We start from the raw sequence: 19,540 nt of genomic DNA on the forward strand, positions 1-19,540 counted from the left end.
GGCAGGACCCGGCGCACCGCGTAGAACTCCGGCCAGCTCGGCGAGGTCTCGCTGCGCATCGGGAGCCGGCCGATGTAGCCGTCGCGGTCGAGTCCCCAGCCGTCGGCGCCGGCGAGGTGGGTACGGGCGAGGCGCTGGCCGAACTCGGTGGCCGCGTCCGAGGGGTGCTTGGTGCCGGGCTCGACCCACTCCAGGATCAGGCAGTCCGACGTCACCGCCAGCACCTCGGGGACCGGGACCCCGCCGGGCACCGCGAGCCAGCGCAGCCCGTCGGCCTCGGTGGCGTAGAAGTCGTCCGGCGCGCCGTGGAGCGTCTTCATCAGGGCCGAGTGGCCGTTGGTCAGGCGCAGCCGTACGGCGGTCGAGATGTCGCCGCCCGCGACCGGGGCGGTGGACACGACCTTGCTGCCGAGGAGCTCCTCGGCTCGGCGCGCCACCCCCGGTTGGCGCGTCATCGCAGCGGGGGACTCCCCGCTCCGGGCCGCCCCACGGTGGTCAGCAGGCTGGCCAGGAGCGCGTCGCAGGTCCGTTCGACCATGGCCAGCACCTCCTCGAATCCTTGGGCACCACCGTAGTACGGGTCCGGAACTTCACCACCCGGTCCGAGCGGATCGAAGTCGCGGAACAGGCGTACCCGCTCGCTCGCGCCGCCGAGGTCCGCGAGGTTGGAGCGGTCCATCGCCAGCACCAGGTCGCGCTCGAGCAGCCACTCGCGGCGGAACTGCTGCGCGCGGTGCCGCGTGGGGTCGTACCCGGCCGCGGTGAGGGTGGCGGCGGACCGGTCGTCCATCGACTTACCGACGTGCCAGCCGGCCGTGCCGCAGCTGTCGACGGCCACGGCACCGTCCAGCCCGGCGCTGACGAGGCGGTCGTTCATCACCACGTCGGCCACCGGGGAACGGCAGATGTTGCCCAGGCAGGCCATCGTGATCCGGTACGGACCCGTGGTCTGCTGCGCCGGCAGCGCGGGGGTCGCGCGTGATGCGGTCACTCGTGCCGGGTCACTCGTGCTGGGGGAGTGCCGTACGCACGACCCACGTCGAGAACGTGATGATGATCGAGCCCAGCACCGCCCACCAGAAGCCGTCGACGTGGAAGCCGATCCCGACCTTCTGGGAGAGCCACGCGACGAGCATCAGCAGCAGCGCGTTGACGACCAGCAGGAAGAAGCCGAGCGTCAGCACGATGATCGGCAGGGACAGCAGCTTGGCCACCGGTTCCACGACCGCGCTGACCAAGCCCATGATCAGGCTGACCACGAGGAGGTCCACGATCTTCTCGCTGAACTCGGCCTGGCCGCTGGTGGCACCCTCGAACCAGATGCCCGACAGGAGCCAGGTGCCGACGGCGAGGCCGGCGGCGGTGGAGATCAACCACATCAGGAATCGCATGACGCCAGCCTAGGGGGCCGGGCTCGCCCGGGGGCAGGGTCCAGGGTCACGACCGCGGCACGTACTACGAACCGGTGTTGGGCCGCCCCCGTCATGCAAGCCGGCGTCGGGGTGGGCCTGCGTCATGCGAACCCGAACCAATAGGTCCCGGTTCGCATGACGCGGGCGCGCCAGCGGGCGTGGATGGATGACGCAAGGGGCCGGGGGACGCGTACGTATGACGCCCGTCCGGGGCAGCGGAGTGGCTCAGGCGGGGCAGGTCACGGCCGTCAGCAGAGGCGCCGTCACGGCGATGTCGTCGTTCGTCTCGTAGTTGGCAGTCGGGTACGGCCTCTGCACCGGTTCGACGGTGAAGGTGTACGAGACCTCGAGGATGCCGTCCACCGCCGGGGTCACGATGGTGGACTTCGGGAACGAGGTGGTGTTGCTGCTGTCCTCGTACCCGGCGGGCGGCTGCTCCCAAGAGCGTGCCGTGGTCACCTTGGCCAGTGACGTGGAGGCAGTTCCGGGCGCCGAGACGGTGACCGCGAGGTGCTGGCTGCCGGGGTTGTTCGGGTTGGTGTACACGGTCGTGGCCAGCGAGTACGTCGCCCCTGCAGCCACCGGGAAGAAGTAGGTGGCGGTGAAAGTGACCTGTGCAGTCGTGGAGTTGTCCGCACCCGAGGCGAAGCCGGGGCCACGCACGCCCTGCTCCCATCCCTTGGTGTGGTCGTGGGCGGCGATGAGGCTGTTGTCGCCCACCGTGCTCTGGTCGGTCCAGCCGGTGAACACGTTCTGGTAGCCCGTGTCGGGGATGTTCGTGGGCCGAGTGGTGAGGGGGGTGTTGACCTCGTTCCAGCGCAGGTAGTCGCCAGCGGTGCTGGCGCTGGACCACGGACCAGTGAGGGCGCGGTCACTGATCGGCACCACGGCGCCGACGGTGCAGGCCACCGGCTCACCGGTCGCGGCGAAGGCGGGGGCGGCGGAGACGACGGAGACGGCGGGGACGGCCCAGGCGGCCGTACGGACGACGCTGCGGCGGCTCGGGGCGGACGAGGAGGACGGCGAGGATGCGGGCATGTGAAGAACGTCCCAGCGGGGCAGGGACCTTTGGGGGGTAAGGCGGGACGAGAGTCCCGACCGGAGCACGTCAGACTCCGAGCGCCTCGATGACCGCTGCCTCGGCATCGGCGAGGTGGGCGGCGAGGTCGGCGGCGGCCTCCTCGACCCGGTCGGCCTCCAGCAGCTCGACCAGCCGGTGGTGCGAGTGGGCCTGGTCGTGGGCGTTGCGGCGGATCCGGTCGATCTGCGCGAGCGCGAGACGCAGCTCGGAGTTGAGGGAGTCCGCGGTGGCGCTCAGACGGGGCGAGCCGAGCAGCCCGACCAGGGCGGCGTGCACGGCCAGGTGCCGCTCGTTGAGGCGTTCGTACGTCGCGCCGTCGTGCACCGCGGCGGCGTACGCGTCCAGGGCGTCGCGCACGGCCTCCCGGTCGGCCGGGTCGGCCTGCGGCCAGGCGCGTACGCCGGCCACCTCGAGCACGCTGCGGGCCCGGCACACGTCGCGCACCGAAGCGGGGTCGACCGAGGCGACCGCGACCCCGCGGTGCGCCTCGCGCTCGACGAGACCCTCGGCGGTCAGCGCGGTGAGTGCCTCGCGCACGGTGGAGCGGCTCACTCCCAGCGAGGCGGCCAGGGCGACCTCGCGCAACGGCGTCCCCGACTCCAGCTCGCCGTCGAAGATGGCACGCCGCAGCTCCGCGACGACCCGGTCGACCGTGGTGGCCGGCTCGAGGTGCAGGGAGTCGTAGGCGCTCACGTCCCCATTGTGACGAACACCGGTCCGGACCGGGGGCGTGTCCGTACTTGTGACAGGTGGGTGACGTGGTTCACACTCTCCTGTCGGATTGTCCGACAATCTGGAGAAGGAGGCTGGTCTTGACCGTCACCACTGGTCCCGTCGACCCCGCGGGCCGCCCCGCGCCCGCGCCCGGCGTCGCGCCCGGTCTCCCCTGGGGCCGCGAGTACGTCATGGTGCGCCCCTCGCACTTCCGGGTCGAGTACGTCATCAACCCGTTCATGGACACCGCGGTGCAGCCGGACCCCGAGCGGGCGATGGGGCAGTGGGAGGCGCTCGTGGACGCCATCCACGCCGCCGGCGGCACGGTCGACGCCCTGGACCAGCGCGAGGACGCCCCCGACATGGTCTACGCCATGAACCTGGGCCTCGGGTTCGTCGCCGCCGGCGCTCGCAGCGTGATCATGTCCCACATGCGCCACCCGCAGCGGCGCATTGAGGGGCTCAGTGCCCAGCCCTGGTTCACCGCGCGCGGCAGCTCCACCCGGTGGCTGGGTGGCGGAGTCCGTACGCCCCTCGACCTCTCGCTGCCGCAGGGGAGTGGCCCGCACTTCGAGGCTGGTGACGCCTTCGCGTGGCGGGGCGAGCTCCTGGTCGGGTACGGCCCCCGGACCGAGCAGGCCGCGCTCGACGCCCTCGCCGAGCTGCTGGGGGTCCGGGTCGTGGGGCTGCAGATCGCCCACCCCGGCATGTACCACCTCGACCTGGCCTTCTGCCCCGTCGACCACGAGGCTGCCATCGTCTGCCCGGCCGCGCTCGCGGACCCCTCCGCGCGGGCGCTGCTCGACCGCGTCCCGCACCCGATCCTGCTCACCGAGGAGGAGGCGCTGACCACGTTCGCCGCCAACTCCGTGGTCGTCGGACGGACGGTCCTGGTGCCGGACTGCCCCGCCCACGTGCGGCGCCAGCTCGAGGCCCGCGGGCTCGAGGTCGTGGTGCTCGACCTGTCGGAGTTCCACAAGGGAGGCGGGTCGGCGCGGTGCCTGACGAACCCGGTCGACCTGGTCCTGGGGCGCGACCTGGAGCACGTCGCGGGCGGCGAGGTGGTCCTGCCCTGAATGGGTGAAGAAGGGCGTGAGATCTGTCACGCGGGTCGGTGCCGGCGGCGGCCCCGACCCGCGTGGCTGAGGTCCGTACGGCCGGGGTCGGTGCCAGCGGCGCGTGGTGGCCCGGTGGCCGGCGTCGTGGTGCGGGGTGCGAGCCGTCCGCGTACCCCGGGAAACACAAAGCCGCAGGTCAGAGGCTGACCTGCGGCTGTTGCGCGCCTGTAGGGATTCGAACCCCAAACCTTCTGATCCGTAGTCAGATGCTCTATCCGTTGAGCTACAGGCGCCCGTCGACCGGCCTTGCGGCTGACGACTCGAAGAACGATAGCCCACGATCGGCGCGGGGACGAAATCAGGGGGTGGTCGACCTCGCATGGACCATGTTGTCGGGCCCTGCCGCCAGTGCCCTATCGTGCTGGTGGGCACCGGCGTACGACCGCGCCGTGCTCAGAACGCACCACAAAAGGTGACGATACGCTCGTCACGCCAATGAGAGGCAGCGCTGGTCATGGCTAATGTTGAGGCGATCCTTGACGCGGCTGGGCTCACGAACCCCAAGGTTCGCGAGTTCGTCGCTCAGTACGCAGAGCTCACGGGGGCGGAGCGGATCGAGGTGGTCAACGCCTCTGACGACGCTCGGCTGATCCAGGAGGCACTCGAGGCAGGTGAACTCCTGCCCGCCGGTGAGGGTCGCTACTACTCGCGCAGCTACCACAAGGACACCGCCCGCTCCGAGGAGCGCACCGTCGTTGCGACCAACGACGAGAAGGACAAGGGCGTCTACAACAACTGGAAGCCCGCCTCGGAGATGAAGCCGCTGCTCCACTCCAAGATGGCTGGCGCCTCCGCCGGCAAGACCATGTACGTGATCCCCTACCTGATGGCTCCCAAGGGCAACGCCCTGGCCGACTGGGGTGTGGGTGTCGAGCTGACGGACAACCGTCCCGTCGTGCTCCACATGATCCGCATGGCCCGCGTGGGCGTCGAGTACGTCAACGAGCTCGCCGACCCCAACTCCTTCGTGCGCGCGGTCCACGTGACCGGCGACCTGCCCAACCTGGGCCAGGGCACCGACGACGACCAGCGTTGGTTCGTCACCGTCGCCGACGAGCGCACGATCCTGCACTACGGCTCCTCGTACGGCGGCAACGCGCTGCTCGGCAAGATCGCGCACGGCCTGCGCCAGGGCGCGTACGACGGCTGGGCGAGCAAGAAGTTCCTCGGCGAGCAGTACATGCTCATCGGCATCAAGGACAAGGAGACCGGCAAGACGTACCACGTCACCGGCGGTTTCCCGTCCGCCTCCGGCAAGACCAACCTCGCCATGATGCTGCCCCCGGACGCCCTGGGTGAGCGCTACGAGGTCTTCTTCTACGGCGACGACATCGCGTGGCTGTGGGTCGACGAGACCACCGGCAAGCTGATGGCGATGAACCCGGAGAACGGTGTGTTCGGTGTCGCCAAGGACACCAACGAGACCACCAACCCGACCGCGCTGGGCTCGATCGACAACAACAGCCAGGCGATCTTCACCAACGTGGCCTACAACCCCACCACCCAGGAGGTCTGGTGGGAGGGCCGCACGAAGAACCCGCCGGCCGACGTCACCGGCTGGGAGGACTGGAAGGGCGCGCTCATCTCCGAGCGCACCCCGGAGCAGGCCGACGAGCCGTGGGCCCACCCCAACAGCCGTTTCACCACGACGCTGTCCAAGGTGCCCAACATCGCCCCCGACTTCGACGAGGCCGCCGGCGTGCCGGTGGACGCGATCATCTTCGGTGGTCGCACCCGTGACCGCGAGCCGCTGATCCGTGCGATCACCGACGTCGCCGAGGGTGTGTACGACGGCCTGACCCTGGGTGCCGAGGCGACCGCCGCGGCCGAGGGCAAGGAGGGCGTGCTCCGCTACGACCCGATGTCGAACCGCCCGTTCATGGCGTACGGCGAGGGCGACTACGCCGAGCACTACCTCAACATCATCAACGCGGCCACCGACAAGCCGATCTTCGCGCACGTCAACTGGTTCCAGCGTGGCGAGGACGGCCGCTTCCTGTGGCCGGGCTACCGCGACAACCTGCGCCCGCTGCTGTGGCTCCTGCAGTACAAGGCCGGTGAGGTCGAGGGCGTCAAGACGCCCGTCGGCGTGCTCCCCAAGAAGGAGGAGCTCAACCTCGAGGGTCTGGTCATCGACGAGGCCGACCTCGACCAGGTGCTGACGATCGACAAGAAGCGTTGGCAGCAGGAGATCGGCTACCGCGCCGAGCACCTCGAGCAGTTCCCCAACATGCCCGAGGCGATCTGGGAGGCCCACCGTCGCGTGGAGGCCGACCTGGAGGCGTACGAGGGCTGAGCCGTGTGACGGCGTCCGCGCCGTAGCACCGCAGTGACACCCCGAGGGGCGTCAGGACCACCCGGTCCTGGCGCCCCTCGTGCTTGTCCGGGCGCGGTGCGAGGCAGAACCAGCATGGCTGGTAGGCAGATCGAATCGAGCAATTCGCTAAAGTCAACTGAACATGTAGTATTGGGCGAGTTCGCCGTACCCGGAGGAGTCCCCATGCAGAAGTTGCTCATGTTCGCCCTGGTGGGCGTCGCCGCACAGCTGGTCGACGGCAGCCTCGGGATGGCGTACGGCGTCACCTCGACCACGCTGCTGCTCATGCTCGGCACCCACCCGGCGATGGCGTCGATGATGGTGCAGTTCGCCCAGCTGGGGACGACCGCGGTCTCCGGCGTCGCGCACCACTCGTTCGGCAACGTCGACTGGCGCGTCGTGCGCACCATCGCTCTGCCGGGCGCGATCGGCGCCTTCCTCGGCGCCCGCGCGCTGGTGTGGCTCTCCGACAACTACCTCCAGGGCGCCAAGGCCCTGATGGCGGTCCTCCTGCTGGGGCTGGGCATCTACCTGCTCTCGCGCTTCACCATCAGCGGCTTCCGCACCGACAAGCTCGACGAGCCGCCGACCCGGAAGTTCCTCGTGCCGCTGGGTGGCATCGCCGGCTTCGTCGACGCGACCGCCGGCGGCGGGTGGGGCCCGATCGGTACGCCGGCCCTCCTGGCCTCCGGGCGCATGGAGCCGCGCAAGGTGATCGGCTCGGTCAGCACCTCGGAGTTCCTGGTCACCCTGGCCGCCTCCATCGGCTTCATCACCGGGCTCTCGCTGTCCGACATCGACTGGCGGATCGTTGCCGGGCTGCTGCTCGGCGGTGCGATCGTCGCCCCGCTCGCGGCCCTGCTGGTCAAGGTGATCCCGCCGCGCATGCTGGGCTCGCTGGTCGGTGGTCTGATCATCCTCACCAACACCCGCACGCTGATCAACGCCGACCTGGTCGCCGTCCCCGGTGCCCTCGCTGTCGCCATCTACCTGGCCATCGTCGCGGTCTGGGCCTGGGCGATCCGCTACTCCTGGCGGGCGCACAAGGCCGAGCAGGCCACGCAGGAGCCGGCGCTGGCCGGCCTCTCCTGAGCCCCGCCCTCGACCGGGTCCGTAGATCCGGTCGAGGGCGGATCTGGCGCCACCGGGACCTCTTCGACCTACGATGGACGCTCTCGGGAGGAGGTCGACGGTGCCGTTGGCCACGCGCATGGAGATCAGGCCGGACAGTGCCACCGAGACCTCCCCTGCCCAACCGCTGAGCGTGGTGGCGGCCTTCGTGGGCGTGGCTCTGATCGGTGTCGCCTCCTCCGTGCTCCCGCTCGGGTCCCAGACCCCGGAGGAGATGGCCGTCCTGCTCGGGGCGGTCGTGCTGTGCGCGACGCTGTTCGGGTTCGCCATGCGGCGGCGCGGACAACCCAGCGTCCTGCACCTCTTGGCGCCTCTGTCGTTCCTGCCGGTGGTCGCCGTGACCCGCGAGATCCTGAACACCCCCAGCAGCGGTACGGCGTCGATGGTGCTGCTGCCGGTCCTGTGGCTTGCCCTGACCGGAACTCCGCGGCAGCTCGTGATCGCCGGTGCCTGCAGCGTCCTCACCCTCGCCCTGCCCATCGTGCTGGTCGGACCTCCGACGTACCCGACGGGCGAGTGGCGTCGGGTCGCCACCACGGCGGCGATCATCACGCTCATCGTGCCGCTCGTGCAGCGCCTGGTGCGACGACTGTCGTTCGAGCGGATCCGCGCCGAGAGCACGGTGGGCCACCTCGACGGCATCATGCGCGGCACCTCGCTGACGACGATGGTGTCGTGCAACCTCGACGGCACCATCCGGTTCTTCAACGTCGGCGCGGAGAACCTGCTCGGCATGACCCGCCAGGACGCCGTCGGGCAGCTCTCCATGGTCTCGCTGCACGACCCCGACGAGCTGTCCGACCTCGCGACCGAGTTCGGCGTCGACACCCCGCTGGAGGCCTTGGCTGCCCTCGCCCACAGCGACCAGCCCAACCGCACCTTCCGCTACCAGCGCGCAGGCGGGGGCTCGGTGACCGTACGGCTCACCCTCTCGGTGCTGCGCGGCGACAACGGTGCCCCCAGCGGGTACCTGGCCGTCGGGCACGACATGACAGACGAGATGGAGGCCAGCCGCGCCCTGGAGGAGGCCAACAACCAGTTCCGGCGCCTGTTCACCGACGCCCCGCACGGGGTCGCGGTCCTGGACCCCGCCGGCACCGTGCTGCTGATGAACCGGGCGCTCCGCGGGATCCTGGGCCTCTCCCACGAGGCGGTGCAGGGGGCGTCCTTCGCCCAGTTCGGGCCCGGTGACCGCACCATCCGCAGGCATCTCCACGAGGTGCTGACGGTGCGCGGGCAGTCGGTCGAGACGGACTGCGTCCTGGTCAACCAGCGCGGCGTGGAGGTCCACGTGGCACTGAGCAGCCGTTACATCGAGCAGGAGCACGACCCGGGTGACGTCATCTTCGTCAACGTCGTCGACGTCTCCGAGCGTCGCCGCTACCAGGAGCAGCTGAGCCACCTGGTCGACCACGACGTGCTCACCGGGCTGGCCAACCGGCGCCGCTTCGACACCGAGCTCGGCAGCCGGCTCGCCGGGCACCGGCTGCACGGCACGCAGGGCGCCCTCATCCTGCTCGACCTCGACCACTTCAAGCAGGTCAACGACACGCTTGGCCACGACGCCGGCGACCAGCTGCTGGTGCAGGTGGCCCGGGTGCTGGAGGCCACGGTGCGCCGCAGCGACCTGGTCGCGCGGACCGGTGGTGACGAGTTCGCCATCGTCCTCGACGGCGTCGACCGCGCGGGGGCGGAGGCGGTCGCAGCGGCCGTGGTGGAGGCGGTGGCCGAGCTCGCCACGGGTCTGGTGGGCGTGCGGCGCCGCGTCCGCGCCAGCGCCGGCGTGGTCACCTTCCGGGCGGCGACCGAGCAGAACGCGGACCTCCTGGCACTGGCCGACATGACGATGTACGACGCCAAGGAGGCCGGCCGCAACCGGTACGCCGTCCTGCCGGAGGGCGGCGGCAACCTGCCCCGGATGGGGGTCCAGCTGGAGTGGCAGCGGCGCATCGAGGAGGCCCTCGAGCAGGACCGCTTCGTGCTGCTGTACCAGCCGGTGGTCGACGTGGGCACGGGCCGGACGGTCTCGGCCGAGGTGCTGCTGCGGATGCTCGGCGACGACGGCGCCCGGATCAGCCCGGCCCGCTTCCTCAGCACGGCCGAACGTGTCGGTCTGATGCCGAGCGTCGACACGTGGGTCGTCAACAAGGCCGTGGCGACGCTGCCCCAGCTGCGGGCCGTACGCCCCGGCTTCGCGATCGGCGTCAACCTGTCTGGCCAGTCGCTCGGTGACCCCGGTGTCGAGAGCGCGATCGTGGCGGCGGTGGCCCAGCACGGGGTGCAGCCCGGCGAGCTGGTCCTGGAGGTCACCGAGACCGTGGCCGTCCAGGACGTCTCCCTGGCGCGGGACTTCGCGGACCGCATGACGCAGGCGGGGTGCCGGTTCGCGCTCGACGACTTCGGGGCCGGCTTCGGCTCCTTCCACTACCTCAAGCACCTGGCCTTCGACTACGTGAAGATCGACGGCGAGTTCGTGGCGACGATGGCCGACTCGGAGATCGACCGCACCATCGTCGCCTCGATGGTGCGGATCACGCACGACCTGGGCAAGCGGGCGATCGCCGAGTACGTGGCCGACGCCGAGGTGCTGCGCCTGGTCACCGAGGCCGGTGTCGACCTGGCCCAGGGCTTCCACCTCGGGATGCCGGTCCCGCTCGACGAGTTCCTGGCGGGGCTGCGCTCCGCCGACCGACAGGAGGTCTGATGAAGTTCCAGCGCACGGTCGGACTGATCATCATCGCTGCCGCCGCCCTGGGCGGCGTCGTGATGCTGCTCGCCGTGTCGTGGTCCGGTCCCGGCTGGGGTCAGCCGCCGGAGCGCGGCGTCGTCTTCGGGGTCTGGGACCTGTTCTACGACTCGAGTGCGCCACCGGTGCGCGTCCTCGTCTTCGCCGCCGGACTGGCGCTGCTGCTGGCGGCGCTGGTGGCGGGGCTCGAGCGACGCATTGCCAACCGTTCGCGGCGCAGCCTGGACCCCGACGTCCTCCCGCTGGCGCCGCGCGTGGTGATGGAGCGGACCCGTGGTGTCTACGCGGGGCCGGTGACGGTGACCGTGCTGATCCCGGCCCACGACGAGGAGGCGGCGATCGGCGCGACGCTCGACTCCCTGCGCGCCCAGTCGCACCAGCCGGCGCGGATCCTGGTGGTCGCGGACAACTGCAGCGACGCGACCGTCGAGATCGCCCGGGAGCGCGGTGTGGAGGTTCTGGAGACCGTGGGCAACACCCGCAAGAAGGCGGGCGCCCTCAACCAGGCCCTGGTCCGGGTCCTTCCGGACCAGGGGGACAACGACCTGGTGATGGTCATGGACGCCGACACCACGTTGGACGACGGGTTCCTCGAGGCGGCCGTGGAGCGGATGGCTGCCGACCGCGCTCTGATGGCGCTCGGCGGCCTCTTCTACGGCGAGGAGGGCAGCGGCCTGATCGGCCAGTTCCAGCGCAACGAGTACGTCCGCTACGGCCGCGAGCTCAAGCGGCGTCGGGGCCGCGTGTACGTCCTGACCGGCACCGCGTCGCTGTTCCGGCCGGTCGCGCTGCGCGAGGTCGCCGCACAGCGCGGCGCGATCCTGCCCGGTGTGCCCGGCGACGTGTACGACACCATCGCGCTGACCGAGGACAACGAGCTCACCCTGGCCCTGAAGAGCCTGGGCGCGCTCACCATGTCGCCCCACCAGTGCACCGTGGTCACCGAGGTGATGCCCACGTGGCGGGCGCTGTGGGCACAGCGGCTGCGGTGGCAGCGCGGCGCGCTGGAGAACCTCGGCGCGTACGGCGTCACGCCGCAGACGATGCGCTACTGGGCCCAGCAGCTCGGCATCGGCTACGGCGTGCTCGCCCTGACCAGCTACCTGGTGCTGATGGTGCTGATGTCGCTGGCGATGGACTCGTGGGTCTGGTTCCCGTTCTGGCTCGGCATCGGTCTGGTCTTCGTCGTCGAGCGGGTCGTCACCGTGTGGGCGGGCGGCTGGAGGGCGAGACTTCTCGCACTGACGCTGTTCCCGGAGCTCTTCTACGCGCTGTTCCTCGACGCTGTGTACGTGCGAGGGGTCCTCGACATCACCTTCGGCCGCGAGGCCGACTGGAAGCACGTGGTCAGGCACGCCGAGCCGCAGGCTGCGGAGGGGGAGCGATGAGCGCCGGAGCAGCCGGCCAGGCGGCTGTGCACGTGTGGGGCGTCCTGCTGCCGGAGTCGTTCCTGCGCTCGGACGTCTTCGCGGTGCTCGCCGCTTTCGTCGCGCTCAACACCCTGGTGTACGTCACGCTGGCGGTGGCCAAGCTGTTCCCGAAGTTCTACCTCAGCGACTGGGTCGGGGGCCGGGAGCGGCGCTCGGAGACGCGCAGCATCCATCCCGACGACCCCGCGTGAGGGGGTCCCCGCCCGCCTCGGCACGCGGGGCCGGGACGTGTCGGTGCGAGGTGGGGACGATCACTGCCGCGGTCGTCAAGGGGCCTCCGCCTCTCGCCCTGCGACCTGTGACGCGCTAGGTTCGGGCACGTTGCACGCGCTTCCCCACGGCGCAGCGACGAACCCTTCCCCCACCCTGCCCGGAGGTGTGCTGATGCCGTTGGGACCTGCTGAACGCAGGATCTTCGAGGGGGACGCCTCGGCTCTGTACGAGTCGATCGTCGCTGGCGCCGGGTTGGCGGGCGACGATCCTGGCGTTGCCGACGGCGGTGAGCACCGGGTGGCGTTCGACCTGCTGCGTGAGCTCGGGCTCGTCATGTTCGACGCGGAGGAGGGGCGTTGGCTCCCGGTCGACCCCTCGACCGTGCAGGCCCAGGTGGTCGCCCCGATGGGGCTGCAGGGCGCGCAGCTCATCGCCGAGTCCGCGGACTGGGCGCGCGCTTACAGCTCGCTGGCACACGTGTGGCGCCGCTCCCCTCAGGCCGCGCGCGGCCCGTTCACCGAGCTGCGCGGCCAGGCGATCGGTCCATTCCTCACCTCTCTGGTGGCGGACGCCGAGAGTGAGCTGCTCACGGCCCAACCCAACTTCAACCGCAACGTCGACGCGCTCGACCAGTCGTACGACGCCGAGGCCGCCGCGATGCAGCGCGGGGTCGCGGTGCGGATGCTCTACCAGCACTCGGCGCGGCGCTCGACGGCCACGCACCGCTACGTCGCCGCCATCACCTCGGAGGGCGCCGAGGTGCGCACCCTCGACGAGTTCTTCGAGCGGTTGATCGTGGTCGATCGCCGGATCGCGGTGATCCCCGGCTCGGACGGTCTGGCCACGGCGGTCGCGATCCGGGAGCCGTCGGTGGTGGCGTACCTGGTCGACGTCTTCGAGCGGTCCTGGGAGCGTGGACGCCCCTTCACCAACCGCGAGTCGAGCATCGTGCGAGACATCGCGGAGGAGCAGCGGGCGATGACGATGCGGATGCTGATCGAGGGGCGGGCCGACCCCGCCGGCGCGAAGCGGCTGGGCGTCAGCCCCCGCACGTACGCCGCGTACGTGGCCGACCTGAAGACCGAGTTCGAGGTCGAGACGCGGTTCCAGCTCGGGTACGCCATGGGCAGCGCCGGGGTCACGGGCCGCGAGGGCGTGGACGAGAGGCGCGACTCCGAGGGGTGAGGCCCGCGACCTGAGGTTGCGCGACGAACGTCTGCGCGACCGGGCGGACGAAAAAGGACGAGGGCAGCGACCGTGGTCGCTGCCCTCGTCATCGGAAGACGGGCCTGGGGTAAGGCTTGCGGACCGGACTCGTGGGGGGTTGAGGTGTGGTCCCCGTCTTCAGTTCGTGGTGCCTCAGCGGCTGCCGCCACCCTTGGTGTAGGAGTAACCCCACGTGATGTCGGCGTTGGCGGCGGGAGCCATTGCACCGATCGTGGCGGTGGTCAGTACGGTCGCGCAGAGCGCGAGGGCGATACGTCGTGCTGTCGTCATGTGGCACCTCAATCGTTCACAGGCGGGGGGTCCAATGGAACGTCTCCATTCTGAGCCACCGGGGGCGCCGGTGCATCAGTTCGGTGCTGCAAATGTCTGCATTGCACAGAATCGCACTGCGCTCACGCCTGCGAATGGCCTTGCAGGCGGTCGTATATGTCCCACTGAATGGAGAGCTCTACCCAGAATGTGTCACCCGGCACCCGTTTGTCGCCTCCCGTTGGTCCCGGCGTTGAGCCAGGCGTCAGGAATGACGAAACCCCGTCGCTGGGCGACGGGGTTTCGTGGTGCGGCGGAGGCGGAGGGATTTGAACCCTCGATGGGGTTGTAGCCCCAAACCCGCTTAGCAGGCGGGCGCCATAGACCGGACTAGGCGACGCCTCCATGCTCGAGGTGAGTCGAGCGAGTGACAGGTTACAAGGCCCTCCCCGGTTCCGCCGAATCAGGTCCGGGGTGTGTCCGGGCCCGCCCCGGCGGCGGGTCAGCGGGTGCCGTGGTGCAGGCGCTGCTGGAGCTCGCGGACGAACTGCTCGCGGTCGGTGGCGAGCATCTGGACCGGGATGGTGCTCGTGCGTCCGTCGCGCAGCCGGAGCTGCACCACGGGGGCGCCGGCGACGGTCGCGGTGACGGCGTCCTCGACGTCCGCCCAGCGCGCCGACTCCGTGCCCACGCCGCGGACCCACTGGACGCGGTAGCCGTCGTCGGTGGCGCGGAAGACCCAGCCGCGCCGCGCCCACAGGGTGCCGGCGACGAGGAAGAAGACCAGCCCCAGCACCACCGGGACCACCAGCAGCCAGGTGCCCACGTCGAGCAGCAGCACCAGGGCGGTGGCGAGGAGGACGAGCACGGCGATCACCACGAGTGCGACGCCCATCAGGCGTACGGCGATCGCGGGGGCAAGGCGGTAGTCGGACTGCACGCAACGATTTCAACACAGGGGAGGGGTGTGATTCCCATCGAGGCCTTGTGGGGCGGCGTGCAACGAGCCACACTCGATGGAACGCGGTGGGGGACCGGGCCCCGCCGGAACTCGCCGTCCTTCTTGGGAGGCCGCGATGCCGATGATGTCAGCCACAGCGCCCGACGACGTTCCGACGGCGTCGCCCGTCGCGGCCCTGCGTGAGTTCCTCGCGCTGGTGCAGTCCGCTCCCCGGCCGGCCGAGGCAGGCGCCTGGAGGTGGGGCGTACGCCGGCAGATGGTCGTCCTGCGCGACGCCCTGCTGACCCGTCCCGCGTCCGCCTCCGACGGGTGGCTCGCCTCCCGCGGCGCCGTGATCGCCCGCGAGGGGGAGCAGCTCGTCGAGCGGATGCGGTCCCTGGGCCGCGACGTCCTCGAGGTCGACGACCTCTCCCCGCTGCGGCGGGAGCTCTTCCGTCTGGCGACCGACATCGGGCACCACCTGCAGCGGCGCAGCGACCTCGCCTGGGACGCGGTGGAGCAGGAGTACGGCGGCTCCGAGTAGCCAGCCGCGGGCGGCTCGCCCGCGGGGTGCCGTTCCCGCCTAGACTGACTCCTCGTACGCCTGACGTGGGACCGTGGTCGCGCGGCCGGGGGTACGAGGAGAGGTGCCGGAGTGGCCGATCGGAACCGCCTTGAAAGCGGTCGTAGGGAGACCTACCGCGGGTTCGAATCCCGCCCTCTCTGCTGAGGTGCCCCGCCGGGAGCCCGCTCGGGCGGAGCCTCCCCGGGGTGGGCGGCGCTTCCGGGCTGGGCGAGCATGCCCGCCTCCACCCAGAGCTCCACGAGCGCCCAGCCGTCCCCCTCGGGGACGCTCACCGCGATGCGGCCCGACCAGGTGCCGGCCCGCTGGCGCCACTCCAGGAGCAGCGCGGCCTGACGTCCGTACGGCCCGTCGTACCAGCAGTGCTGGACCCCGGGCGGGCTCAGCTCCGGTGCTGGGGCAGGGGCCGGAGGGGACTCCGCGCGGCCCGCCCTCGTGTTGGCGACCCGCTGCGCGATCGACTCGCCCTGCTTCCTGCTCATCCCGCCCGCCATGACGGCAGGGTTGCACCGTGGTCTGACATTCCGCGGCCGCAGTGGCGCGGGAGCGGTATGTGCTCAACGACGTTGCATAACGTTCATCTGTTATCGTTATGCAAAGGAGGTGGTCGAACGATGCAGCCCGAGCTGGCGCTGACCACGGAGCAGCACGTGTGGTCTCCCCGGAGGGCGCCGATCGCGGGCGACCGAGGCTCCGCCCGCTTCCAGGGTGCCCCCTACGACGCCGCCGTCCCGGCGAGGATCGCCCCGATGGCGTTCGACCTCGATCCGGACGTGACGGCCGCGGCCGACGACGCCCGTGCCGCGATCACGAGGTTCGACAGTGAGCTCTCCACCCTCCTGGGAGGCGAGCGGGAGTTCGCCCCGATGAGCACGGTGCTGCTCCGCACGGAGTCGGCCTCGTCCTCGCAGATCGAGAACATCACCGCCGGGGCCCGGGCTCTCGCCCTCGCCGAGCTGGGCATCACGAGGTTCGGTTCCAACGCCCGCGAGGTCGCGGACAACGTCGTGGCGATGAGGAGGGCGCTCGACCTGGCCGAGGACGTCACGCCGGCCACGATCCTCGCGGTCCACGAGGCTCTGATGCGCCACCAGCCGCACATCGGACCCGGCGAGCTGCGCACCGAGCAGGTGTGGATCGGTGGGGGAGACCTGTCGCCCCACGGTGCCGCCTTCGTCCCTCCGCACCAGAGCCGCGTCGCGACCGCGATCGACGACCTGTGCGCGTTCGCCCGGCGGACCGACCTGCCGCTGCTCGTGCAGGCTGCGGTCGCTCACGCCCAGTTCGAGACCATCCACCCCTTCAACGACGGGAACGGGCGTACCGGGCGCGCCCTGGTCCACGCGATGCTCCACCGAGGAGGGGCGACCACCCGGACGACGGTCCCCGTCTCCGCGGGCCTGCTGGCCAACACGCAGTCCTACTTCGACGCGCTCGACGCCTACCGTGCGGGGGACGCGAACCCGATCGTGCGCCGGTTCAACGAGGCGTCCTTCGCCGCCATCGGCAACGGCAGGGAGCTCGCCGCCGACATCAAGGCCATCGAGCACTCGTGGCTGGAGAGGATCGAGGCCCGCCGGGACGCGGTCGTGTGGCGGGTGGTGCCGTTGCTGCTCTCCCAGCCGGCTGTGACCTCGAAACTGGTCCAGGAGCGCTGCGAGATCAGCCAACCCGCCGCCGACCGGGCGTTGAGGACGCTGCTGGACGCCGGGGTGGTGCAGACGAAGGACGAGCACGGGCAGGACCGCAGGCGTGACCGCGTGTGGCGCGCCGACGAGGTGCTGGCCGCGCTGGACAGGTTCGCGGACCGGACGCGCCGACGTACCTGACCCGCTGCCGGAGCCACTGCGTGCCGGTGCCGCGCAGTGGCCGTACGGCGCCCTCCCGACGCGCCGTGGGTGAGGATGGGCCCATGACGTGGTTCACCTCACCCGACGACGCCGCCGCACGCCTGCGCGGGGCCGGCTACCTGCCCGACAGCGCCACGGCGTTGACCGCCTTCCTGGCCGGGGCGCTGGAGAAGCCCGTGCTCATCGAGGGCCCGGCCGGTGTCGGCAAGACCGAGCTGGCCAAGTCGGTGGCCCGCGCGACCGGCGCCGACCTCGTCCGGCTGCAGTGCTACGAGGGGCTCGACGAGGCCCGCGCGCTGTACGAGTGGAACTACAAGAAGCAGCTGCTGCGCATCCAGGCGGCCGGGGACCAGGCGTGGGAGGAGACCCACGACGACATCTTCAGCGAGGAGTTCCTGCTCACCCGCCCCCTGCTCACCGCGATCCGCCGCGAGGAGCCGACCGTCCTGCTCATCGACGAGGTCGACAAGGCCGACGTCGAGGTGGAGGGGCTGCTGCTGGAGGTGCTCAGCGACTTCCAGGTGACGATCCCCGAGCTGGGTACGGTCACCGCCGCCCGCCGACCGTTCGTCGTCCTCACCTCCAACGCCACCAGGGAGCTGTCCGAGGCGGTCAAGCGACGCTGCCTGCACCTGCACCTCGACTACCCCGACCCGGAGCGCGAGACCGAGATCGTCACCGCCCAGGTCCCCGAGCTCGAGGACGGGATCGGGGCGCAGCTGGTCGAGGTCGTGGCCCGGTTGCGCGAGCTGGACCTCAAGAAGGCCCCCTCGATCGCCGAGTCCGTCGACTGGGCCAGGACCCTCATCGCCCTGCACGTCGACGACCTGGACGCCGAGACCATCTCCGCCACCCTGGGCGTCGTCCTCAAGCACTCCTCCGACCGTGAGCGGGCGGTCAAGGAGCTCCGGCTCTCCCGCGCCGTACGCCCGGGTCTGCCGTGAGCCTGCTCGACACCCACGTCGACTTCCTGACCGCGCTGCGGCGGGCGGGCCTGCGGGTCTCGCTCGCGGAGGGGCTCGACGCGGTACGGGCGCTCGAGCAGGTCCACTGGTCCGACCGGGAGACGGTCCGGGCGACGTACGCCGCCACCCTGGTCAAGCGCCAGCCGCAGCGGGTCACCTTCGACGCCGTCTTCGACCTCTACTGGCCCCGCATGGTGGGGCGGGGCGTACGGCCGGACCCCGACGACCTCGCCGCCGCCGGCCTGCTCGGCGACCTGGACGAGGAGGCGCTGGCGCGGCTGCTGGCCGAACGCGACGCCGCGGCACCGGGTGAGCCGCGCGACTCGGCCGACGCGCTCGCCCGGACCCGCGACGCCGTGGTCGAGGCTCTCGTCGGGGGCGCCGAGTCAGCCGCGTCCGACGCCGCCGTCGAGGCCGTGACCCGGTTCGGGATGCTGCCGGGCCGGGGGCCTGGGATGTCCAGCTGGTCGGCCTTCTCGGCGCTGCAGCGGGTCAACCCGGAGCAGCTGGTCGACCGGATCGTCGAGGGCCTCGTCGCGGGCGGTCTCGACCGCGAACGGGCCGAGGCCGTCGCCAAGCGGCGCGTGGCCGAGTTCGTGCGCAAGGTCGAGGCGGAGGCCCGGCGTCGGGTGGCGGAGGAGAAGGGTGTCGAGCACATGGCACGCGCCACCGTGCGCACCACGATCGACCGCCTCGACTTCCTCTCCGCCCGGCGCGAGGACCTCGACGAGATGCGGCGCGAGATCTACCCGCTGGCGCGCCGGCTGGCGGCCCGTCTCGCCAAGGAGCAGCACGCCCGGCGCCGCGGACCCCTCGACGTACGTCGCACCGTGCGCGCCTCCATCTCCACCGGGGGCGTGCCGCTGACCACCCAGCACCGCCCGCGGCGGCCGCACCGTACGGACCTGGTCGTCCTGTGCGACGTCAGCGGCTCGGTCGCCCACTTCGCCTCGTTCACGCTGATGCTCGTGTACGCGCTGCGCGAGGCGTTCGGCAACGTGCGTGCCTTCACCTTCGTCGACGACGTCACCGAGGTCACCGAGCACTTCCGCGCCGGCGGCGACGTGCGCGAGGCGATGGCTGGCCTTTCGGACAGCATCGCCCACGCCGCCCGCATCGGACGCACCAACTACGGCCGCGTCTTCAACCGCTTCCTCGAGCAGTACCACGACGCGCTCGGCCCCAAGACCTCGGTCCTGATCCTCGGCGACGGCCGTTCCAACTACGCCGACCTGGCCGAGGACTCCCTCGTCGAGATCGTCCGGGGCGTCCGTCACGCGTGGTGGCTCAACCCCGAGCACCGGCGCTTCTGGGGTACCGGCGACAGCGCGGCGCTCGAGTACGGCCGGGTCGTGGAGATGAGCGAGTGCCGCAACCTCACCCAGCTCACGGAGTTCGTGCACGACATCGTGTGAGGCGCGGCTCGGGGGCCGCGCCCCGCCTCAGCCGGCGACGAGGTACCCCAGGTCCTGGATCCGGCGGATCTCCTCCACCAGCGCCGGGTGGGTCGCCTGGTCGGCCGCCCGGCCGCCGGCGAGGTACACCTCCGCGCCCTGGGAGCCGC

General features: G+C 71.1%; 19 protein-coding genes and 3 tRNA genes. 12 read left to right on the forward strand and 10 right to left on the reverse strand.

The features are described from left to right. The 5 genes from ACI379_RS00005 to ACI379_RS00025 all read right to left on the reverse strand — a co-directional run. On the reverse strand, positions 1–455 hold a 455-nt coding region (locus ACI379_RS00005; RefSeq protein WP_439790001.1), incomplete at its 3' end, for a fructosamine kinase family protein. Then, on the reverse strand, positions 452–991 hold the full coding sequence (locus ACI379_RS00010) for a low molecular weight protein-tyrosine-phosphatase (protein ID WP_439790003.1): 540 nt from the start codon (positions 989–991) through the stop codon (positions 452–454). The genes ACI379_RS00005 and ACI379_RS00010, both read right to left, overlap by 4 nt. A 10-nt stretch (positions 992–1,001) precedes the next feature. After that, a complete protein-coding gene (locus tag ACI379_RS00015; protein WP_439790004.1) occupies positions 1,002–1,391 on the reverse strand; it encodes a phage holin family protein in 390 nt (129 codons plus the stop codon). A 246-nt stretch (positions 1,392–1,637) separates the two neighbouring features. After that, positions 1,638–2,450: a hypothetical protein gene (locus tag ACI379_RS00020; RefSeq protein ID WP_439790005.1), complete on the reverse strand. Its 813-nt coding sequence runs from the start codon at positions 2,448–2,450 to the stop codon at positions 1,638–1,640. Positions 2,451–2,520: 70 nt separating this feature from the next. After that, the gene (locus ACI379_RS00025; protein WP_439790006.1) at positions 2,521–3,186 is read right to left on the reverse strand and encodes a GntR family transcriptional regulator; all 666 of its coding nucleotides are present in this window, start codon (positions 3,184–3,186) and stop codon (positions 2,521–2,523) included. 119 nt (positions 3,187–3,305) lie between these two features. On the opposite strand from ACI379_RS00025, the gene ACI379_RS00030 reads away from it, so the two are divergent. After that, positions 3,306–4,283 carry a dimethylarginine dimethylaminohydrolase family protein gene (locus ACI379_RS00030; RefSeq protein WP_439790007.1) on the forward strand — a complete coding sequence of 326 codons (978 nt, stop codon included), beginning with the start codon at positions 3,306–3,308 and terminating at the stop codon, positions 4,281–4,283. Positions 4,284–4,485: 202 nt separating this feature from the next. Here ACI379_RS00030 and ACI379_RS00035 read toward each other — a convergent pair. After that, positions 4,486–4,558, reverse strand: a tRNA-Arg gene (locus ACI379_RS00035). A 221-nt stretch (positions 4,559–4,779) separates the two neighbouring features. Between ACI379_RS00035 and ACI379_RS00040 the strand changes: the two genes are divergently transcribed. The 6 genes from ACI379_RS00040 to ACI379_RS00065 all read left to right on the forward strand — a co-directional run bounded on the left by ACI379_RS00040 (position 4,780) and on the right by ACI379_RS00065 (position 13,347). Then, on the forward strand, positions 4,780–6,621 hold the full coding sequence (locus ACI379_RS00040) for a phosphoenolpyruvate carboxykinase (GTP) (protein WP_439790008.1): 1,842 nt from the start codon (positions 4,780–4,782) through the stop codon (positions 6,619–6,621). Positions 6,622–6,825: 204 nt separating this feature from the next. Next, positions 6,826–7,734: a sulfite exporter TauE/SafE family protein gene (locus ACI379_RS00045; RefSeq protein ID WP_439790009.1), complete on the forward strand. Its 909-nt coding sequence runs from the start codon at positions 6,826–6,828 to the stop codon at positions 7,732–7,734. 100 nt (positions 7,735–7,834) lie between these two features. After that, positions 7,835–10,477 (forward strand): EAL domain-containing protein, encoded by a 2,643-nt coding sequence (locus ACI379_RS00050; RefSeq protein ID WP_439790010.1) that lies wholly within the window; start codon positions 7,835–7,837, stop codon positions 10,475–10,477. Continuing rightward, a complete protein-coding gene (locus ACI379_RS00055) occupies positions 10,477–11,907 on the forward strand; it encodes a glycosyltransferase family 2 protein (protein ID WP_439790011.1) in 1,431 nt (476 codons plus the stop codon). Before ACI379_RS00050 ends, ACI379_RS00055 begins: the two co-directional genes overlap by 1 nt. Continuing rightward, complete coding sequence (locus tag ACI379_RS00060) at positions 11,904–12,140, forward strand: hypothetical protein (protein ID WP_439790012.1); 237 nt, start codon at positions 11,904–11,906, stop codon at positions 12,138–12,140. The genes ACI379_RS00055 and ACI379_RS00060 overlap by 4 nt, the downstream gene beginning before the upstream one ends. Positions 12,141–12,333: 193 nt before the next feature. Further along, the gene (locus ACI379_RS00065) at positions 12,334–13,347 is read left to right on the forward strand and encodes a LuxR family transcriptional regulator (protein WP_439790013.1); all 1,014 of its coding nucleotides are present in this window, start codon (positions 12,334–12,336) and stop codon (positions 13,345–13,347) included. A 174-nt stretch (positions 13,348–13,521) separates the two neighbouring features. Here the strand turns inward: ACI379_RS00065 and ACI379_RS00070 are convergent, their stop codons facing one another. The 3 genes from ACI379_RS00070 to ACI379_RS00080 form a co-directional block, all read right to left on the reverse strand. Further along, entirely contained in the window at positions 13,522–13,659 is a 138-nt protein-coding gene (locus ACI379_RS00070) for a hypothetical protein (RefSeq protein WP_439790014.1), read from the reverse strand. Between the two features lie 293 nt (positions 13,660–13,952). Then, a tRNA-Ser gene (locus tag ACI379_RS00075) sits at positions 13,953–14,043 on the reverse strand. A gap of 97 nt (positions 14,044–14,140) precedes the next feature. Further along, complete coding sequence (locus tag ACI379_RS00080) at positions 14,141–14,578, reverse strand: hypothetical protein (RefSeq protein ID WP_439790015.1); 438 nt, start codon at positions 14,576–14,578, stop codon at positions 14,141–14,143. A 136-nt stretch (positions 14,579–14,714) separates the two neighbouring features. On the opposite strand from ACI379_RS00080, the gene ACI379_RS00085 reads away from it, so the two are divergent. Together ACI379_RS00085 and ACI379_RS00090 are read left to right on the forward strand one after the other, a co-directional pair. Continuing rightward, positions 14,715–15,122: a hypothetical protein gene (locus ACI379_RS00085; RefSeq protein ID WP_439790016.1), complete on the forward strand. Its 408-nt coding sequence runs from the start codon at positions 14,715–14,717 to the stop codon at positions 15,120–15,122. Positions 15,123–15,219: 97 nt separating this feature from the next. Next, a tRNA-Ser gene (locus ACI379_RS00090) sits at positions 15,220–15,304 on the forward strand. Here ACI379_RS00090 and ACI379_RS00095 read toward each other — a convergent pair. Further along, positions 15,275–15,643, reverse strand: a complete 369-nt coding sequence (locus ACI379_RS00095; protein ID WP_439790017.1) for a hypothetical protein — start codon at positions 15,641–15,643, stop codon at positions 15,275–15,277. The two genes, ACI379_RS00090 and ACI379_RS00095, sit on opposite strands and share 30 nt — an antisense overlap. A 132-nt stretch (positions 15,644–15,775) precedes the next feature. Between ACI379_RS00095 and ACI379_RS00100 the strand changes: the two genes are divergently transcribed. From ACI379_RS00100 to ACI379_RS00110, 3 genes are all read left to right on the forward strand, one after another. Next, positions 15,776–16,990 (forward strand): Fic family protein, encoded by a 1,215-nt coding sequence (locus ACI379_RS00100; protein WP_439790018.1) that lies wholly within the window; start codon positions 15,776–15,778, stop codon positions 16,988–16,990. An 83-nt stretch (positions 16,991–17,073) separates the two neighbouring features. Further along, the gene (locus ACI379_RS00105; protein WP_439790019.1) at positions 17,074–17,955 is read left to right on the forward strand and encodes an AAA family ATPase; all 882 of its coding nucleotides are present in this window, start codon (positions 17,074–17,076) and stop codon (positions 17,953–17,955) included. Continuing rightward, the gene (locus ACI379_RS00110) at positions 17,952–19,391 is read left to right on the forward strand and encodes a VWA domain-containing protein (protein WP_439790020.1); all 1,440 of its coding nucleotides are present in this window, start codon (positions 17,952–17,954) and stop codon (positions 19,389–19,391) included. The genes ACI379_RS00105 and ACI379_RS00110 overlap by 4 nt, the downstream gene beginning before the upstream one ends. Positions 19,392–19,540: the final 149 nt, after the last annotated feature.

The sequence above is a fragment of the Nocardioides sp. genome, from assembly GCF_051876515.1.
In the GTDB taxonomy this organism is placed as follows: domain Bacteria; phylum Actinomycetota; class Actinomycetes; order Propionibacteriales; family Nocardioidaceae; genus Nocardioides.

What these genes read in the sequence shown, in the direction of transcription:
- ACI379_RS00095 (WP_439790017.1), bottom strand. Translation starts at nt 15,643, where the DNA reads ATGAGCAGGAAGCAGGGCGAGTCGATCGCGCAGCGGGTCGCCAACACG.
- ACI379_RS00070 (WP_439790014.1), bottom strand. Translation starts at nt 13,659, where the DNA reads ATGACGACAGCACGACGTATCGCCCTCGCGCTCTGCGCGACCGTACTG.
- ACI379_RS00015 (WP_439790004.1), bottom strand. Translation starts at nt 1,391, where the DNA reads ATGCGATTCCTGATGTGGTTGATCTCCACCGCCGCCGGCCTCGCCGTC.
- ACI379_RS00065 (WP_439790013.1), top strand. Translation starts at nt 12,334, where the DNA reads ATGCCGTTGGGACCTGCTGAACGCAGGATCTTCGAGGGGGACGCCTCG.
- ACI379_RS00085 (WP_439790016.1), top strand. Translation starts at nt 14,715, where the DNA reads ATGCCGATGATGTCAGCCACAGCGCCCGACGACGTTCCGACGGCGTCG.
- ACI379_RS00055 (WP_439790011.1), top strand. Translation starts at nt 10,477, where the DNA reads ATGAAGTTCCAGCGCACGGTCGGACTGATCATCATCGCTGCCGCCGCC.
- ACI379_RS00060 (WP_439790012.1), top strand. Translation starts at nt 11,904, where the DNA reads ATGAGCGCCGGAGCAGCCGGCCAGGCGGCTGTGCACGTGTGGGGCGTC.
- ACI379_RS00040 (WP_439790008.1), top strand. Translation starts at nt 4,780, where the DNA reads ATGGCTAATGTTGAGGCGATCCTTGACGCGGCTGGGCTCACGAACCCC.
- ACI379_RS00105 (WP_439790019.1), top strand. Translation starts at nt 17,074, where the DNA reads ATGACGTGGTTCACCTCACCCGACGACGCCGCCGCACGCCTGCGCGGG.
- ACI379_RS00100 (WP_439790018.1), top strand. Translation starts at nt 15,776, where the DNA reads ATGCAGCCCGAGCTGGCGCTGACCACGGAGCAGCACGTGTGGTCTCCC.
- ACI379_RS00045 (WP_439790009.1), top strand. Translation starts at nt 6,826, where the DNA reads ATGCAGAAGTTGCTCATGTTCGCCCTGGTGGGCGTCGCCGCACAGCTG.
- ACI379_RS00020 (WP_439790005.1), bottom strand. Translation starts at nt 2,450, where the DNA reads ATGCCCGCATCCTCGCCGTCCTCCTCGTCCGCCCCGAGCCGCCGCAGC.